Annotated in this window: 14 protein-coding genes; 2 read left to right on the forward strand and 12 right to left on the reverse strand. The window is 68.2% G+C overall.

Annotated elements, in window-relative coordinates; genetic code table 11:
• Positions 1-27: 27 nt before the first annotated feature.
• From CSC78_RS06730 to CSC78_RS06740, 3 genes are all read right to left on the reverse strand, one after another.
• Complete coding sequence (locus CSC78_RS06730; RefSeq protein ID WP_062357310.1) at positions 28-225, reverse strand: zinc-finger domain-containing protein; 198 nt, start codon at positions 223-225, stop codon at positions 28-30.
• 162 nt (positions 226-387) lie between these two features.
• Positions 388-966, reverse strand: a complete 579-nt coding sequence (locus CSC78_RS06735) for a YceI family protein (protein WP_162337141.1) — start codon at positions 964-966, stop codon at positions 388-390.
• 25 nt (positions 967-991) lie between these two features.
• Positions 992-1579, reverse strand: a complete 588-nt coding sequence (locus CSC78_RS06740) for a malonic semialdehyde reductase (RefSeq protein WP_162337142.1) — start codon at positions 1577-1579, stop codon at positions 992-994.
• Positions 1580-1702: 123 nt separating this feature from the next.
• Here CSC78_RS06740 and CSC78_RS06745 point away from each other — a divergent pair, with 123 nt between their 5' ends.
• Entirely contained in the window at positions 1703-2680 is a 978-nt protein-coding gene (locus CSC78_RS06745; RefSeq protein WP_162337143.1) for a mitochondrial fission ELM1 family protein, read from the forward strand.
• A gap of 106 nt (positions 2681-2786) precedes the next feature.
• On the opposite strand, the gene glnE is transcribed toward CSC78_RS06745, so the two are convergent.
• The 4 genes from glnE to CSC78_RS06765 all read right to left on the reverse strand — a co-directional run bounded on the left by glnE (position 2787) and on the right by CSC78_RS06765 (position 7754).
• Positions 2787-5600: a bifunctional [glutamate--ammonia ligase]-adenylyl-L-tyrosine phosphorylase/[glutamate--ammonia-ligase] adenylyltransferase gene (gene glnE, locus CSC78_RS06750; protein ID WP_238391182.1), complete on the reverse strand. Its 2814-nt coding sequence runs from the start codon at positions 5598-5600 to the stop codon at positions 2787-2789.
• A 205-nt stretch (positions 5601-5805) separates the two neighbouring features.
• The gene (gene lipB / locus CSC78_RS06755; RefSeq protein WP_162337145.1) at positions 5806-6474 is read right to left on the reverse strand and encodes a lipoyl(octanoyl) transferase LipB; all 669 of its coding nucleotides are present in this window, start codon (positions 6472-6474) and stop codon (positions 5806-5808) included.
• Positions 6462-6740 (reverse strand): DUF493 family protein, encoded by a 279-nt coding sequence (locus CSC78_RS06760; protein WP_162337146.1) that lies wholly within the window; start codon positions 6738-6740, stop codon positions 6462-6464. Before CSC78_RS06760 ends, lipB begins: the two co-directional genes overlap by 13 nt.
• Before the next feature lie 99 nt (positions 6741-6839).
• Entirely contained in the window at positions 6840-7754 is a 915-nt protein-coding gene (locus tag CSC78_RS06765) for a CsgG/HfaB family protein (protein ID WP_379608865.1), read from the reverse strand.
• Positions 7755-8015: 261 nt separating this feature from the next.
• Here CSC78_RS06765 and CSC78_RS06770 point away from each other — a divergent pair, with 261 nt between their 5' ends.
• Positions 8016-8882, forward strand: coding sequence for an EamA family transporter (locus CSC78_RS06770; RefSeq protein WP_162337216.1), 867 nt, complete (start codon positions 8016-8018; stop codon positions 8880-8882).
• Between the two features lie 61 nt (positions 8883-8943).
• Here the strand turns inward: CSC78_RS06770 and CSC78_RS06775 are convergent, their stop codons facing one another.
• The 5 genes from CSC78_RS06775 to mrdA all read right to left on the reverse strand — a co-directional run bounded on the left by CSC78_RS06775 (position 8944) and on the right by mrdA (position 15971).
• Positions 8944-10143, reverse strand: a complete 1200-nt coding sequence (locus CSC78_RS06775) for a D-alanyl-D-alanine carboxypeptidase family protein (protein ID WP_162337147.1) — start codon at positions 10141-10143, stop codon at positions 8944-8946.
• Positions 10144-10258: 115 nt separating this feature from the next.
• Positions 10259-11425, reverse strand: a complete 1167-nt coding sequence (locus CSC78_RS06780) for a septal ring lytic transglycosylase RlpA family protein (RefSeq protein WP_162337148.1) — start codon at positions 11423-11425, stop codon at positions 10259-10261.
• Positions 11422-12561: a lytic murein transglycosylase B gene (gene mltB, locus CSC78_RS06785; protein WP_162337149.1), complete on the reverse strand. Its 1140-nt coding sequence runs from the start codon at positions 12559-12561 to the stop codon at positions 11422-11424. Before mltB ends, CSC78_RS06780 begins: the two co-directional genes overlap by 4 nt.
• A gap of 132 nt (positions 12562-12693) precedes the next feature.
• Positions 12694-13830: a rod shape-determining protein RodA gene (gene rodA, locus CSC78_RS06790; RefSeq protein WP_162337150.1), complete on the reverse strand. Its 1137-nt coding sequence runs from the start codon at positions 13828-13830 to the stop codon at positions 12694-12696.
• Positions 13827-15971 (reverse strand): penicillin-binding protein 2, encoded by a 2145-nt coding sequence (gene mrdA / locus CSC78_RS06795; protein ID WP_162337151.1) that lies wholly within the window; start codon positions 15969-15971, stop codon positions 13827-13829. The genes rodA and mrdA overlap by 4 nt, the downstream gene beginning before the upstream one ends.
• Between the last annotated feature and the right edge of the window lies 1 nt (position 15972).

Raw genomic sequence — 15972 nt, forward strand, 5'->3', positions numbered from 1 at the left:
GCGATGCGGCGCGACCGCATCAGGCGGTCAGTCGGCCAGGACGAAGTGCGAGCCGCAATACGGGCACTGCACTTCACCGCCTGCCGCGTCTTCAATGGCCAGGTACACGCGCGGATGCGAGTTCCACAACGCCATCGACGGCAGCGGGCAGCTCAGCGGCAGGTCGGCGCGCGACACGGTGTAGCGCTTCTCGGCGTTGGCGGGCGCGGTGGCGGTCTGGCTCATGGCGTGCAGGCGGTCGTGGAACGAGGCGGCCAGTCTACCAGTCGGCGCCACGGCCGCCCATGGAACCGCTCCCCGAAAAGGAAAACGCCGCCCGGCGTGGGCGGGGCGGCGAGTCCTTGCTGGCGGTACCGGGCGGGGGAGGAGCGCCGGATCGCAGCGGGTTTACTTCTTCGCGTCGGCCGTGGCTTCGGTGGTGATCTTCAGCGCGACTTCGTCGCTGACCATCGGGGCATACGCGCCCACGTCGAAATCGCTGCGCTTGACGGTAGCCGTGGCGTCGAAGCCGATCGCCGGCACCTTCTTCATCGGGTGCTCGCCCGCCTTGTTCAGCGTCACGTCCAGCACCACCGGCTTGGTGATGCCCTTGATGGTGAGGTCGCCGGTAACCTTCAGCTTGCCTTCGCCCGCGGCTTCGACCTTGGTGCTCTTGAAGGTGGCGGACGGATACTTGGCGGCATCGAACCACTTGTCGCTGGTCAGGTGGTCGTAGAACTGGTCGGCCAGCGCGCTCAGGCCGGTCAGCGGCAGCGTGACCTGCACGCTGGACTTGGACACGTCGGCGGCGTCGTACACCAGCGTGCCGTCGGCCTGGCCGAAGTTGGCGCTGGGGTTGGAGAAGCCGAAATGGTTCCAGCTGGCCAGCACGTTGGTGTGGCTGGGATCGATCTTGTAGGTCACCGGCGCCGCGAAGGCGGAACCGGCGAACGCGAACAGGGCGGCAACGAGCAGGGTCTTGCGCATGGGGATGTCTCCGGGTGGTGGGGTGTCAGAGGATGCGCGCGGCTTCGTCGAAGCCCAGGCGCGGGGAACGCGGGAAGATGCTGGCCGGGTCGCCATGGCCCAGGTTGACCAGGATGTCGGACTTGATGGCAGTGCCGGCGAAGAACGCCTCGTCCACCTTGTCCGCATCGAAGCCGGTCATCGGGCCGGCATCCAGGCCCAGCGCGCGCGCGGCGATGATCAGGTAGGCCGCCTGCAGGCTCATGTTGCGCAGCGAGGGCTTGCTGCGGTTCTCGCGCGGACCGTCGAACCACGCCTTGGCGTCGGTGTGCGGGAAGAGGAACGGCAGCTTCTCGTGGAAGTCCTCGTCGCGGCCGATGATGACGGTGACCGGGGCCTCCATCGTCTTCTTGTAGTTGCCTTCGGACAGCGCCGGGCCCAGCTTGGCCTTGGCCTCGGCGGACTTCACGAACACGAAGCGCGCCGGCGTGGTGTTGGCCTGGGTGGGACCGAACTTCAGCAGGTCGTACAGCTGGCGCAGGGTGTCGTCGCTGACCTCGCCGGTGAAGGCGTTGTAGGTGCGGGCGGTGCGGAACAGCTGGTCGAGCGAGGCGGCATCGAGGGCGTGGGACATGGGTTACCTGTCGCAAGGAAGGGAAGCGCGTCGCGGCGGCACGGGCCGGCGCATCGGACGGGCAGTGTAGAGTGTCCTGACCATGGCAATATCCAATCGACCCGGAACGGATTGTTTTAACCGGTGGAACAAACACGCCCCCTCCAGGCCGAATCCCGCGGTCTCTGCACCCTGACCGACGGCCACGCCGGCAACGTACGCCAGGCGCAGTCGTTGGCGCGTGCACTCGGTGGGCGCGCGTGGGACGTGACGCTGGAACCGCGTGCACCCTGGCGCTGGATCGCGCCCCACGCGCTACCCGCGGCGGAACACGCATTCGGTACGGCCTTCCACGCCTCATGGATGCATGCGCCCGCAGTTGCGATCGGCTGTGGTCGCCAGGCCGCGCTGGCGACGCGGCTGCTGCGCAGACGCGGCAGCCGCGTCGTGCAGATCCTCGATCCGCGTATCGAGCCGTCGCATTGGGACCTGGTCATCGCACCGGAACACGATGGGCTCACCGGTCCAAACGTGCTGACCCCGCTCGGCAGCCTGAACCCGGTCGACGATGCCTGGCTGGCCGATGCGCGCGCCGCGTTTCCCACACTCGCCGCCCTGCCCTCACCGCGCACGTCCGTCCTGCTCGGCGGCGACAGCGCGCACTACCGGTTCGATGCCGCTGCGTTCGCACGGCTCGCGATCCTGCTCGATGACACGGCGGTGGATGGCAGCCTGCTGGTCACCACCTCACGACGCACGCCACCCGCCGTGATCGACGCCGTGCGCCGGCGCTGGGCGCACCGGCCGCATACGCTCGTGTGGTGCGATCCGTCCGACGGCCCGAATCCGTATGCCGGCCTGCTCGCCTGGGCCGACCGCATCGTCTGCACACCGGAGTCGGTCAACATGCTGTCGGAAGCCTGCGGCACGCGTGTACCGGTGCAGGTATTCGAACCCGGTCGCGTCGGCGGACGTCCTCGCCGCTTCCTCGACGCCTTGCGCCAGCGCGGACGCATCCACGATCTCGCCGACGGATCGACAACGTTCGAGGGCGAGCCGCTGCGCGAGACCGAGCGCATCGCCGCCGAGGTGCGCACCCGACTGGGCCTCCTGCTCCCGTAGCTACGTTTCGGATCCTGCTGCCCCCTGATCGTGTGTAGGAGCGGGCCATGCCCGCGATGCTCTTGCCTTGATGTCGAATCAGACGCATCGCGGGCATGGCCCGCTCCTACAGCGGATCGAAGGCGAGTCCGTGTGCCGTCGTCGTCCGCATCACCACGGCGCGTGCCGTCGCCAGTCCTGCGTTCTCGACGACCAGCCTTGGACGTCTATCCAGCGTGCAGGCCAACCCCTCGGCGACGAAGGTCGCGTGCACCGCTTCCAGCGCATCGGCTTCTTGCGAAGACAGTGCGCCCGCGGTCGCCAGCGACCCGATGAGCCCCGGTGTATCGCGTGGCAGCAGCAAGGCGGGCTGCACCGTGGCATCGCGCAGCACGAGGTACTGGAGCAGGAACTCCAGGTCGACCAGGCCACCGGCACCCTGCTTCAGGTCGAAGCGGGCGGCGTCACTGCGGTCCAGCTCGCTGCGCATGCGCGCACGCATCCTGATCACCTCGCCACGCAGGACGTCGTCGTCGCGCGAGCGCGCCAGCGTCGTGGTGCGGACGTCCTCGAACGCCTGCAACAGCATGGCATCGCCGGCGACGCCACGCGCGCGCACCAGCGCCTGATGTTCCCAGGTCCAGGCACGCTCGCGCTGGTACTCGGTGAAGCTCGTGAGCGACGACACCAGCAGCCCCTTCGCCCCGTCAGGGCGCAGGCGCACGTCGACATCGTAGAGCCGGCCGGCGGCGGTCACCGCGCCGAGCAGCGCGACGATCTTCTGCGCGAGTCGCGCATACCAGCGGCCGGCCTCCATCGGACGCGCGCCATCGGATTCCGTGTCGGCCGGCGCATCGAACAGGAACACCAGGTCGAGATCCGAACCGAAGCCGAGTTCTTCGCCCCCCAGGCTGCCATAGCCGACCACCGCGAACCGGCCGTCCGCGACGATCCCGTGCGACGCAGCGACATCGCGCGTGGCGACCTGCACCACGACGCGGACCACCTCGTCCGCCAGCCACGCCAGCTGACGCACGCTGTCGCGCGCGGACTGGCGGCCATCCAGCGCGGCCAACGCGACGCGGAAGCTCAGCGCCAGGCGCCGCTCGTTCAATACGCGCAGGCAGGTTTCCGGATCGTCCTCGACCAGTGCGGCCTCGCACTCGGTCCGCAGTTCGTCGCGATCCGGCATCGGTCCGGAGACGCGGGTATCGAGCAGTTCGTCCAGCAGCAACGGATACTGCGCCAGCCGCTCGGACAGCAGCGCACTGCGTGCCAGCACGTCCACCAGCCGACCGAGCGCACTGGGCTGCTCGTCGAGCAGCGCCAGATAGCTGGCGCGGCGCAAGATGGCCTGCAACAGCGACAGTACGCGACGCAGCGCGGCATCCGGCTGGGACGAGCGCGCGCAGGCGTCGAGCAGCGCCGGCACCACGCGATCCAGTCGCGCGCGCGCACTGTCGGACAACGCACGCACGCCGCTGAACTGCGCGAACTCGCGCAATGCGCCATCGGCGCTGCCGGCATCGGCGAAACCGGAAGCCGCCAGCGTGTCCGCCTCGCCACCGTCGGGCAGCGCACGCCAGTAAAGCGCCAGGGCATCCGGCGCCGCATCGCGCTGCCGGGGCGCCAGCAGTTCGGCGAATTCGGCGGCTACGCGTGCGCGTTGCACGTCCAGGGCGGCGCGCAGGCCGTCCCAGTCCGGATAGTCGAGTCCACGCGCAATGCGATGCCGGTCCAGGGGATCTTCCGGCAGGGCATGCGTCTGCGCGTCGCGCAGCATCTGCAGGCGGTTCTCCAGCAGGCGCAGGAAGCGATAGGCCTGCATCAGCGCATCGCCTTCCTCGACCGAAACCTGCCGCGCGGCGACCAGTGCCGGCAGCGCGACGCGCAAACGCCGTTCGCGCAGTGACGGTTCGCGACCGCCGCGGATCAACTGCAATGCCTGCGCCAGGAATTCGATTTCGCGGATGCCGCCCGGCCCGCGCTTGATGTCGTCGGCCAGCTCGCGGCGCGCGACTTCCGCGGCGATCGCCGCCTTCATCTCGCGCAGACCGTCGAGCGCGGTGTAGTCCAGGTAGCGGCGGTAGACGAATGGGCGCAGCGATTCCAGCCAGCGCTCGCCGGCCTCGATATCGCCCGCCACCGCGCGCGCCTTCAGCCACGCGTAGCGTTCCCAGTCGCGGCCTTCGCGCTGGAAGTACTGGTCCATGCCGGCGAAGGACAGCGCGACGCGCCCGGCATTGCCGAACGGACGCAGACGCAGGTCGACGCGATGGCAGAAGCCGTCGACGGTCGGTTCGTCCAGCAGTTTCGCCAGCCGCTGGCCCAGCCGCATGAAGTAGTCCTCGGCCGCAAGCGATCGCGCGCCGTCGGACTCACCGCCCTGCGGATAGGCGTAGACCAGGTCGATGTCGGACGAGAAGTTCAGCTCGCCGCCACCCAGCTTGCCCAGGCCGAACACGACCAGGCGCTGCGCGCTGCCATCGGGCGAACGCACCACGCCATGGCGCTGCGCAAATTCCGCTTCGAGGGCTTCGAGTGCGGTCTGCAGGCAGATTTCCGCCAGCCGCGTGGTGCCGACCAGCGTGTCGTCGACGGTGTCCAGGCCGTGCACGTCGCGCCAGACCAGGCGCGTCGATTCCGCCGCGCGGTAGCGGCGCAACAGCTCCGGCCAGTGCGTGGTGTTGTCCGGCGCCAACGCGGGCACCGGCCATGGCGCCGCGCCATCGTCGTGCAGCAATGCCGCCAACAGGTCGGGCTGACGGCGCAGCGTCTCGAGCGCAAAGTCGCTGGTCGCGATGACACGCGATACGCGATCGATGTGATGCGTGTCGGCCAGGAGGGCATCGACATCCGTCGATACGGCGCGCAATCGCACCAGGCCGCGTTCGATCAGGGCACTGCGTTCGGCATCGAGGGACGGGGTCGCATCATTCATGGCGACCGATTGTGGCATGGGGTGGTGCGACACATGCGATCAACATCGATGTGGGAGCGACGTGAGTCGCGATACGACCAAGTGCGAGGGCAGCCATGCGTGATGAGTCCTGGAATACGCCAGGCCTGGATGACCTACGGCGGCAAGATTCCCTGGAAAGCCATCGCGACTGACGTCGCTCCCACAATTACATAACCAGTCCGCGCTAAGCGGCTTCGGAAAGATCCGGCAACGCGGTCTCGTGTTGCAGCGCGAGCCCGAACTGCTCCGCCATGTGCTTCAGCAGCACCGGCTTCACCTGGTCCATGCTGCCCGGGCCGCCGAGATCGGCCAGCGAGACGACCTGCAGGCCCTGGTAGCCGCAGGGATTGATGCGGTGGAACGGCTCCAGGTCCATCGCGATATTGAACGCGAGGCCATGGAACGTATAGCCGCGACGCACGCGGATGCCGAGCGCGCCGATCTTGGCGTCGGCCACGTACACGCCGGGCGCGCCGTCCTTGCGCTCGGCGTGGATGTTCCAGTCGGCCAGCGTATCGATCATCGCCTGCTCGATCTTGCAGACGTAGTCGCGCACGCCGACCTTGAGGCGCTTCAGGTCGAACAACGGATACGCGACGATCTGACCAGGGCCGTGGTACGTCACCTGTCCACCACGGTCGACGTTGATCACCGGAATATCGCCCGCCGCGAGCACATGCTCGGGCTTGCCGGCCTGGCCGAGGGTGAACACCGGATCGTGTTCGACCAGCCAGAGTTCGTCGGCGGTCGCCTCGGTGCGGGCATCCGTAAAGCGTTGCATCGCGCGCCAGACCGGCTCGTACGGCTGGCGGCCGAGCTCGCGGACGATGCAGGTCGCGGTCACAGCGTCCACTTCACTTCGGGATGGTCGCGCAACGCCTCATGGGCAGCGTCGTACTGGGCGCGGTCGTTGGCCTGGAAGCGGATGCGCACGGAGACGTACTTGCCGTTGGCCGAATGCTTCCAGCTGATGTCTTCATGCAGGACTTCCACGCCCTTCGATTCCAGCAGGCGCGGCAGTTCGGTTTCCAGGCCGGTGCCGGCCGTGCCCATCGCGCTGAGCTCGAAGGTGCCGGGGAACTGGAAGCCGTGTTCGGGGTTGTCGGATTTGATTTCCATGCCCGGATTATTGGGACGCCGGCAGCGAAAGCCAAGCCGCACGCCTCCGGAACGACGAAGGGCCGCTTGCGCGGCCCTCCGTCACTGCAGCGCGGCGGTTCAGCGCGCCAGCTGCACCAGGCTGGACGAGACCCAGCCCTTGTTGCCGAGTTCGTCCTCGACTTCCCACATCACCCCGTCCTTGTTGCCGGTGGGGTACAGCATCATGCCCGGATCCAGATCGCGCACGGCCTTGCCGGTGCCCTTGGGATTGGCGAACAACCGGCCCGGCTTGGTCATCTCGACCGCCTGGTGGGCATTAGAGGCCGACGCATTGCCGGACAGGCCGCCCAGTTCGCTGACCAGGTTGGTGTAGGCCTGCAGGTAGGCCAGCGTGATGACCTGCCCGATCTCGGTGTTGGCGTAACCGCTGGCACCGCCGCCGCCCCAGTGGCTGCCGGTGAACAGGCTGCCGCCCGCGCCCCAGCCGATGTCGGTCTTCTTGGCGCTGCCTTCGGCCATGGCGACCTGTTCGGACGAACGCACGTCGGTGACCGTCAGCACCACGTCGGCGGTCTTCTTCTTGAAGTCGAGGCCACCAACCATGCGGCCGACGTTGCCGCCCATCAGCCCGCCCAGCAGGCCGCTGATGGCATTGCCGCCGGCGTTGCTGTTCTGCGAGATCAGGTCCGGCACCAGCACGTAGTCGGCCGCACGGATCTGGCCCTTGCCGATGTTCGAGCGATTGCGCAGTTCGCCACTGGCCGCGAGGTCACGCTCGGCCATCGCCGCGCCCATGCCGACGCCACGGTCCACCAGCGTGAAGCAGCGCGACTTGTTGACGAACACCTTGATCAGCTTAGACGGCGCCGGCAGCTGTTGGCCGCTCCACCAGTTCACGCCGTCCTCGGGCTCGATCACCGAGATGCTGCCCAGCGGCTTGGTGCAGGTCGGGATCTCCGCGGTCTGCTGCTTGCGCTGGTCCTGCGCACTCTGGCGTTGCGCCCAGGCGGGCGTTGTCGCAGCGGCCGCCATCAGCAGGCAGGCCGTCATCGTCATCTTCTTGCAGGTTCCCCTGTTCACGCGTGCTTCTCCTTGAGAATGATGGTGCCCGCACCCCGCGGACCTTCCGTTGCGGGCGTGGCCTGCCTTCGCGTGCCGGGTCGCCCGAACGCGATGATAGGCGAAGAATGCGGTTTCGCTGGATGAAAACGAAAAGAGTGACACCCAAAGGCCATCGGACGTGGCTCAGGGGGCGATGCGGCGATAATGCCGGCCCCATCCGTGAGGTCCGCCGTGCCCTACCTGCTCTCCAGCGTCGTCTGCAGCGTGCTGGTCTCGGTACTGCTGAAACTCATGCAGCGGCGCGGCATCGACACCGCGCAGGGCATCGCCTGGAACTATCTGGCGGCCTCGCTGCTGTGCTTCGCCCTGCTGGACCCGCCGCTGGCGTCGCTTGCCGCGCCGCACGCACCCTGGCCTGCCCTCGCCCTGCTGGCGGTGCTGCTGCCCGGCATCTTCCTGGCGTTGTCGGCCTCCGTTCGCGCGGCCGGTATCGTGCGCACCGACATCGCCCAGCGCATGTCGCTGGTGCTGTCGCTGTTGGCCGCGTTCCTGTGGTTCGGCGAACGGGCCGATGCGCTGCGCCTGACCGGTCTCGCACTGGGTCTGCTGGCGATCGTGCTGCTCGTGCTGCGCCCGCGCGCCGCGTCCGCGGAAGCCGAAGGCGGCTGGACCGGCTGGGCGTTGCCGCTGCTGGTGCTGGTCGGCTATGCCAGCGTGGACGTGCTGCTGAAGCACATCGCCGCGGCCGGCACGCCGTTCGCCGCGTCGCTGCAGGTCGCCTTCATCGCCGCGTTCGTGGTGATGCTTGGCGTGCAACGGGTACGCAGCGCGCGTGGCGGTCCCGCCCTTGCGTTGCCGGCGCTTGGGTATGGCCTGCTGCTCGGCGCACTGAACTTCGGCAACATCCTGTTCTACGTGAAGGCGCACCGTGCGCTGCCGGACAACCCGGCCGTGGTGTTCTCCACGATGAACATCGGCGTGGTCGTGCTGGGCACACTGGCCGGCACGCTGCTGTTCCGCGAGCGACTCAGCCGCATGAACCTGCTGGCGATTCCGCTGGCGATCATCGCCATCGCACTGATCGCCACCGGCCTGTAACCACCGGTAACAAAAAGGCCGGCATGCGCCGACCTTTTTGCTCAAGAGCGCGCGCGTCGGATCACTCCGACTCCCACCACATCCAGAATGCATCCCACAGGCGCTTGAAGAAGCCGGCCTCTTCGATCGGCGTGATCGCCACCAGCGGCGATTCCGCGACGACCTTGCCGTCGAGCGTGACCTTCACCGTGCCGATGGCCTGACCTGCCGCGATCGGAGCGACCAGCGTCTTGGGCACGTCCATCGTCGGCTTCAGCTGCTCGTAGCGGCCACGCGGCACGCTGACCAGCATCGGCTGCGCGACGCCCAGTTGCACTTCCTTGGCCTGGCCCTTCCACACGCGCTGCGTGGCGATGGCCTTGCCCGGCTCGTACAGGCGGTGCGTTTCGTAGAAGCGGAAGCCCCAGTTCAACAGCGCCAGGCTGTCGTCGGCGCGCTGCTTCTCGGAGGTCGAGCCCATCACCACCGCGACCAGGCGCTGGTCGCCACGCTTGGCCGAGCTCATCAGGCAGTAGCCAGCACCCGAGTGGTGGCCGGTCTTGATGCCGTCAACGCTGGCATCGCGCCACAGCAGCAGGTTGCGGTTCGGCTGGGTGATGGTGCCGACAGTGAATTCCTTGATCTTGTTGAAGGCGTACTGCTCGGGATAGTCGCGGATGAAGGCGCGGCCCAGCAGCGCCAGGTCGTACGCCGTCGAGTAGTGCTCCGGCGCGGACAGGCCGTGCGCATTGACGAAGTGCGAGCCCTTCATGCCGATCTGCGCGGCGTAGTTGTTCATCAGCGACGCGAAGGCTTCCTGGCTGCCGGCGGCGTGCTCGGCCAGCGCGATCGCGGCGTCGTTGCCCGACTGCACGGCCATGCCCTTTTCCATGTCCAGCAGCGGCGCGGTCTTGTTGACGGCGAATCCACTGTAGCTGCCGTCGGTGCCAGCGCCACCTTCGCGCCAGGCGCGCTCGCTCATCATCACCTGGTCGTCGGGCTTGATCTTGCCGTTCTTCTGCTCGGCCGCCAGCACGTACGAGGTCATGACCTTGGTGATGCTGGCCGGCTCGACGCGCTCGTTGTAGTTCTCGCCTGCCAGGACCTGGCCGGTGATGTAGTCGACCAGCACCCAGGCCGTGCCCACGGGCTTGGGCGGCGGCGGGATTTCCACGGCGGCGGCAGCCGGAGCGGCGGGTGCCGGGGTCGGCGCGGGGGTCTGGGCGATGGCCAGGCCCATGGCGGTGGTCGCGAGCGCGGCGAGGGCGAAACGGAACTTCATCGGCGGAAAACTCCTGGCAAGGCCGTGGGCCTGACGATTCAAGGCGAATATTGTAGGGAGACCAGCCGCGACGTGGGTTGGAAAGACGTAAAAAAGCCCCGGACGGAGGCAGGCCTTATTCGCGGACGATCTGCGGGCGTCCGAATCCCAGGCTCGCGATCCTGCCCGCCAGCGCTTCGGCCGAGGCGGCATCCGCCGCCCCCACGCGCAGCCGCCACAGCGGACGGTCCGCCCCCGGCACATCGCTGAGCCGCGCATCGGCGATGCCGGCGGCGGTCAGGCGCGCCAGCGCGCGGTCGGCGTTGTCGCGGCTGGAGAAGCTGGCGACCTGCAGTTGCACGGCAGCCGGCAATGCAGCGACCGGCGCTGCACCCGTGGGCACTGCCGGGGTGGGCATGGCGGTGCTGGCGACCACGGCAGGCGCAGTGGGCGCGCCCGGCTTGCCGGACGCCACGCGCACGCCGTTGGCCTTCATCCATGCCTCGAAACCGGCCGCGCTCGGGGTATCGCCCGCTTTCGCCGGCACGTGGTAACGCGCCGCGTCTTTCGGCAACTGCCCGACCAGCTGGTCCATCGCCGACGACGAAGGCACAGGGGCAGGCGCGGTGGCCAGCGTGCTGCCATCCGGCGTCAGCGCACGCACTTCCACGCGCCCGGTACCCCGCTGGGTGATGCCCAGCTTGACCGCGGCGGCGTAGCTCAGGTCGATCACGCGGCCTTCGTGGAAGGGGCCGCGGTCGTTCACCCGCACCACCACCGATTGCCCGTTGTCCAGGTTGGTCACACGCGCGAAGCTCGGCAGCGGCAGCGACTTGTGCGCGGCGCTGTACGCGTACATGTCGTACACCTCCTGGTTGGAGGTGCGGCGGCCATGGAACTTGTTGCCGTAGTACGACGCGGTGCCCTGTTCGACGTACCCGTCCACCTTGTCCAGCACACGGTACTGCTTGCCCAGCACGCTGTAAGGCGACTTGTTGCCGATCGGCGAACGCGCTTCGGCGGTCACCGCGGGTTCGCGGATGCAGTCCAGGTCGGGCACGTGATCCGGCGTGGTATCCAACACGCCCGGCTTGTAGAGACCACCGGCGGTGTAGTCGCCGCGCGTGGACAGGTCTTCCTGCGCCGGTGCGTAGCGCGAGCAGTCCTTGCCGGCGATGCCGGGCGAAGGCTTCGCCGGCGACGGGCGGGTGATGCCGCCGGTCGATGGCGACGGGGACTTCTTCGGCGCCGTGCTGCACGCGGCCAGGGCTACCGCCAGCAGCGGCAGGGCCAGCCACTTCATGCCGGCGGGATCTCGCGGCCGGCGATCGCCTGCGACAACTGGTACACCGCCATCGCGTACATCTTGGAGTTGTTGTAGCGGGTGATCGCGTAGTAGTTCTGGAAGCCCAGCCAGTACTGCTTGCCGTCGGCGCCATCCAGTTGCACCAGCGTCGCCGTGGCGTCCGGCGCCACCGGTTCGATCGGGCGATAGCCCTTCTCGGCCAGCTGCGCCAGCGTGTAGTCGGGCGTCCACGTCTCCGGATTGAACTCGGCGAACCCGTCCTGCAACTGCGCGCGCGCGACCACCGCACCGCCCGGCACCCAGCCACCGCGCTCACCGCCCTTCTTGCGGAAGTAGTTGGCGATCGAGGCGAAGATGTCCGGATACGTGGTGAACAGGTCGCGGCGACCGTCGCCGTTGCCGTCCACCGCGAATTCGCGGTAGCTGGACGGCATGAACTGGCCCAGTCCCATTGCGCCGGCATAGCTGCCGGTCAGCGACGCGATGTCGAGCTTCTCCTCGCGGCCCAGCGCGAACAGCTGCGCCAGTTCATCACGGAAGAACTGCTCGCGGCGATGCTCGTACGCGGCACGCGCCGGATCGCCGGTCCGCGGATAACGGAACGCCAGCGTATACAGCGCATCCAGCACCTTGTGGCGGCCGGTGAAGCCGCCGTAGTTGGTTTCCACGCCGATGATCGAGACGATCACCTCGGCGGGCACGCCGTACTGCTGCTCGACGCGGGTCAATTCGTCACGATGCGCGGCGATGAATTTGCGACCGCCGTCGATGCGCGCCTGCGTAAGGAAACCGACGCGGTACTCGCTCCACGGCTTCACCCGCTCGGCGGGACGCGACATGGCCGCGACCACGCTGTCGAGGAACTGCGCCTTGGCCAGCGTGGCTTCGATCTCGCCCGGCGCGATGCCGTACTTCGCCGCCGTGTCCTTGACGAACTGCGCACGCGCGGTAGGGAAATCGACCGGCTTCAGCGCTTCCGGCGGCACCTCGGCAACACGCTCGACCGAGGTTTCGGCCGGGGTCGTGGAAGCGGGAGCGGGAGGCGTCGCCGACGCGGCCGGCGGCGGGGGTTGCGGCGTGGCGCAGGACGCAAGGCCCAGCACCAGCAGACAGGAAAGTGCGTTTCGCATCATCGGCGCGAGGGTAGCACGCAGGGTGCGGAAAATCGTGAACAGCCCGTGGAGCAGGAGCGAGTGGAGAGGCGTGAGAAGTGAGTAACAGCAGAGCCCGCTTCTACTCACTTCTCACGCCTCTCCACTCACTCCTCAATACCCGTGCACGGGCCGGTGCGCGCGCACCGCCATCACCAGCCCCAGCCCCGCGAGCAGCGAGACCGCCGACGTGCCGCCGTAGCTCAGCAGCGGCATCGGCACACCGACCACCGGCAGCAGGCCCGACACCATGCCGCCGTTGACGATGACATAGACGAACAGCGCCATCCCCAGCGTGCCGGCGAGCAGGCGTGAATAGGTGTCGCGCGCATCCATCGCGATCCACAGGCAGCGACCGACGACGAACAGGTACAGCGACAATGCCACCGCCACGCCGGCCCAGCCGAACTCCTCCGACAGCACGGAGAAGATGAAGTCGGTGGTGTGTTCGGGCAGGTAGTCGAGATGCGACTGCGAGCCCTGCCCCCAGCCCTTGCCGGTCCAGCCGCCACCGCCGATGGCGATCTTCGACTGCAGGATGTTCCAGCCCGCGCCGAGCGGATCGTTCTCCGGATCGCGGAAGGTCAGGATGCGGTTCTGCTGGTATTCGCGCAGGAACGAGAACCACGAGATCGGCGCGAACATCACTAGGCCCACCGCCGTGCCGCCGAACACGCCCGCCGTGATGAACCACCACCACGACAGCCCGGCCAGGTACAGGCCGAACACGCCGCTGGCCGCGACCAGCATGGCGGTACCGAAGTCCGGCTGCAGCAGGATCAATCCGGTCGGCAGGCCGATCAGCAGCGCGGAGACGATCGTCGTGCGCCAGCCCGGCGGCAGCGGTTCGCGGTGCAGATACCACGCCAGCATCATCGGCAGCGCGATCTTCAGCAGTTCCGACGGCTGCAGGTAGAAGAACTTCAGGTCGATCCAGTGCGCGCCGTGCTTGCCGGTGCCGATGAACAGCACCAGCACCAGCGGCACCAGCGCCACCGCGAACACGCCCGGCGTCCACGCCCGCAAGCGCACCGGCGTCACGCGGGAGAGCGCCCACATCGCCACCAGCCCCACGCCGAAACGCACGCCCTGCGCCAGCACCAGCCGCGAGCCCAAGGCCTCGCCGCCGGCGCTATACAGCACTGCCAGGCCGATGGCCATCAACGCCAGCAAGGCGCCGAGCAGCAGCCAGTCCACCGTGCGCAGCAGATGCCGCAGCAGGTCGAAACCCCAGCGCAGGAGATCGGTCATGTCGAAGCCCTCCGCGCGGACGCCGCTTCAAGCCCCTCTCCCCCCGGGAGAGGGGTTGGGGTGAGGGTCGGGACAAGCGCGACGGTGAACTTCTCATGCGAATGCAGTGCGAGCGCGGCGACGTTATCGCCAACGTTCGGCATCCTGTCTTCGCCGACCCTCACCCCAGCCCCTCTCCCGGGGGGAGAGGGGCTCGGAGCCCGGCTCGGTTTCGGATTTGAGTTCGTCGGCTGCGCCGGTGCCGATGCCGGCGGTGTCGCGGGCGCCATGCCTGCAGGACCCCCTTCCTCGCCCTCCTTCTCCGGCATCTTCCCCAGCAGATACGCATCGAAGATCTTCCGCGCCATCGGGCCGGCCGTGCTGCCGCCGTAACCGCCGCCTTCCACGGCGATGGCGATGGCGATCGTCGGGTTGTCGGCCGGCGCGAAGCCGACGAACAGCGAGCGGTGGCGCAGGTGCATCGGCAGGCTGCGCGGGTCGACCGCGGCGGTGCCGCGACGGCTGATCACCTGCGCGGTGCCGGTCTTGCCGGCCATCAGATAGGGCGCACCCAGCGCCGTGCGCCAGCCCGTGCCGCCGGGCTGCATGGTGTCCTGCATGCCCAGCCGCACCACCTCCACGTTCGCGGGATTCGGACTGATCGCGATGGGCGCCGGCTGTGGCAACGGCTCCCATGGCCGGTCGAAGCCGTGCCGCATCTCGCTGACCAGATGCGGGCGCCGCATCTGCCCGTTGGCGATGCCGGCGGTGGCGCGCACCAGTTGCAACGGCGTGACTTTCCAGTCGCCCTGGCCGATGGCGACGTTGACGGTGTCGCCCGGATACCAGCGCTCCTTGCGCGATTTCAGCTTGGCCGCCGGCGACGGCAGGATGCCGCCGATCTCGCCACGCAGGTCCACGCCGGTCGGTTGCCCGAACCCGTAGTGCTCCATGTAGTCGTCGAACTGCGCGATGCCCAGGTCCAGCGCCAGACGGTAGTAATACGTATTGACCGACTGCGAGATCGACTTGCGCAGGTTGGTCACGCCGTGGCCGCGCCGGCTGGCGTCGCCCCAGCCGCGGCTGGTGCCCGGCAGGTAGAACATGCCGGTGGAGACCACCGTGTCCTCCGGCTTGCGCTTGCCGCTGTCCAGGCCGGCCAGCGCGATCAGCGGCTTCAGCGTGGAACCCGGCGCCACGCCACCCAGCACCAGGCGGTTGAACTGCGGGCGCGAGGGATTGTCGTTGAGCTGTTTGAAGTCCTTGCTGGAAATGCCGTTGACGAACAGGTTGGGGTCGTAGCTGGGCAGGCTGACCATCGCCAGGATTTCGCCGGTGCGCGGATCGACGGCGATCGCCGAGCCTTCCAGTTCGCCGAACGAATCGACGATGGCCTGCTGCAGCTTGGCATCCACGCTCAGTCGCAGGTCGGTACCCGCCTGTGCCGGCACGCGCCCGACCACGCGCAGCGCGCGGCCTTCCACATTGGTTTCGACCTTCTCGTAACCGATCTTCCCGCGGAGCTGCTCGTCGTAGTAACGCTCCAGGCCGGTCTTGCCGATGTGGGTCAGGGCCGAATTGATCTCGCCCAGGGTTTCCAGGTCCTTCTCGTCGACGCGACCGACGTAGCCGACGATGTGCGCGAACAGCTCGCCATACGGATAACGCCGCGTGAGGTACGGCACCAGTTCCACGCCGGGATAGCGCCAGCGGTCCACCGCGAAGCGCGCCATCTCCTCCTCGCTCACGCGCAGCTTCAGCGTGATCGGGCGGAAGCCGCGCGTCGCCTTGCGCGTGGCCTCGAAGCGTTCGATGTCCTCGGGCGACAGCGCGATGATCTTCGCCAGGTCGGCGACCAGCTTCGCCGGCTCCTTGACCTTGTCCGGCGTCACATCGAGGCGGAATGCCGGCACGTTCTCCGCCAGCAGCAGGCCGTTGCGGTCGTAGATGGTGCCGCGCCCGGGCACGACCGGCCGCGGCCGGATGCGGTTCGCTTCCGAGCGCGTGGCGTACTCGTCGTGATCGACCACCTGCAGCTTGAAATACCACGCACCCAGGCCGAGCAGGCACAGCGCCACCACGATGAAACCGGTCACCGCACGGCGACGGAACTGGTCGGCTTCGGCGTGCGGATTCTTGCCGCGCCGGCGGGCCCCGAGCATC

The organism is Pseudoxanthomonas japonensis, from assembly GCF_010093445.1.
GTDB lineage: Bacteria > Pseudomonadota > Gammaproteobacteria > Xanthomonadales > Xanthomonadaceae > Pseudoxanthomonas_A > Pseudoxanthomonas_A japonensis.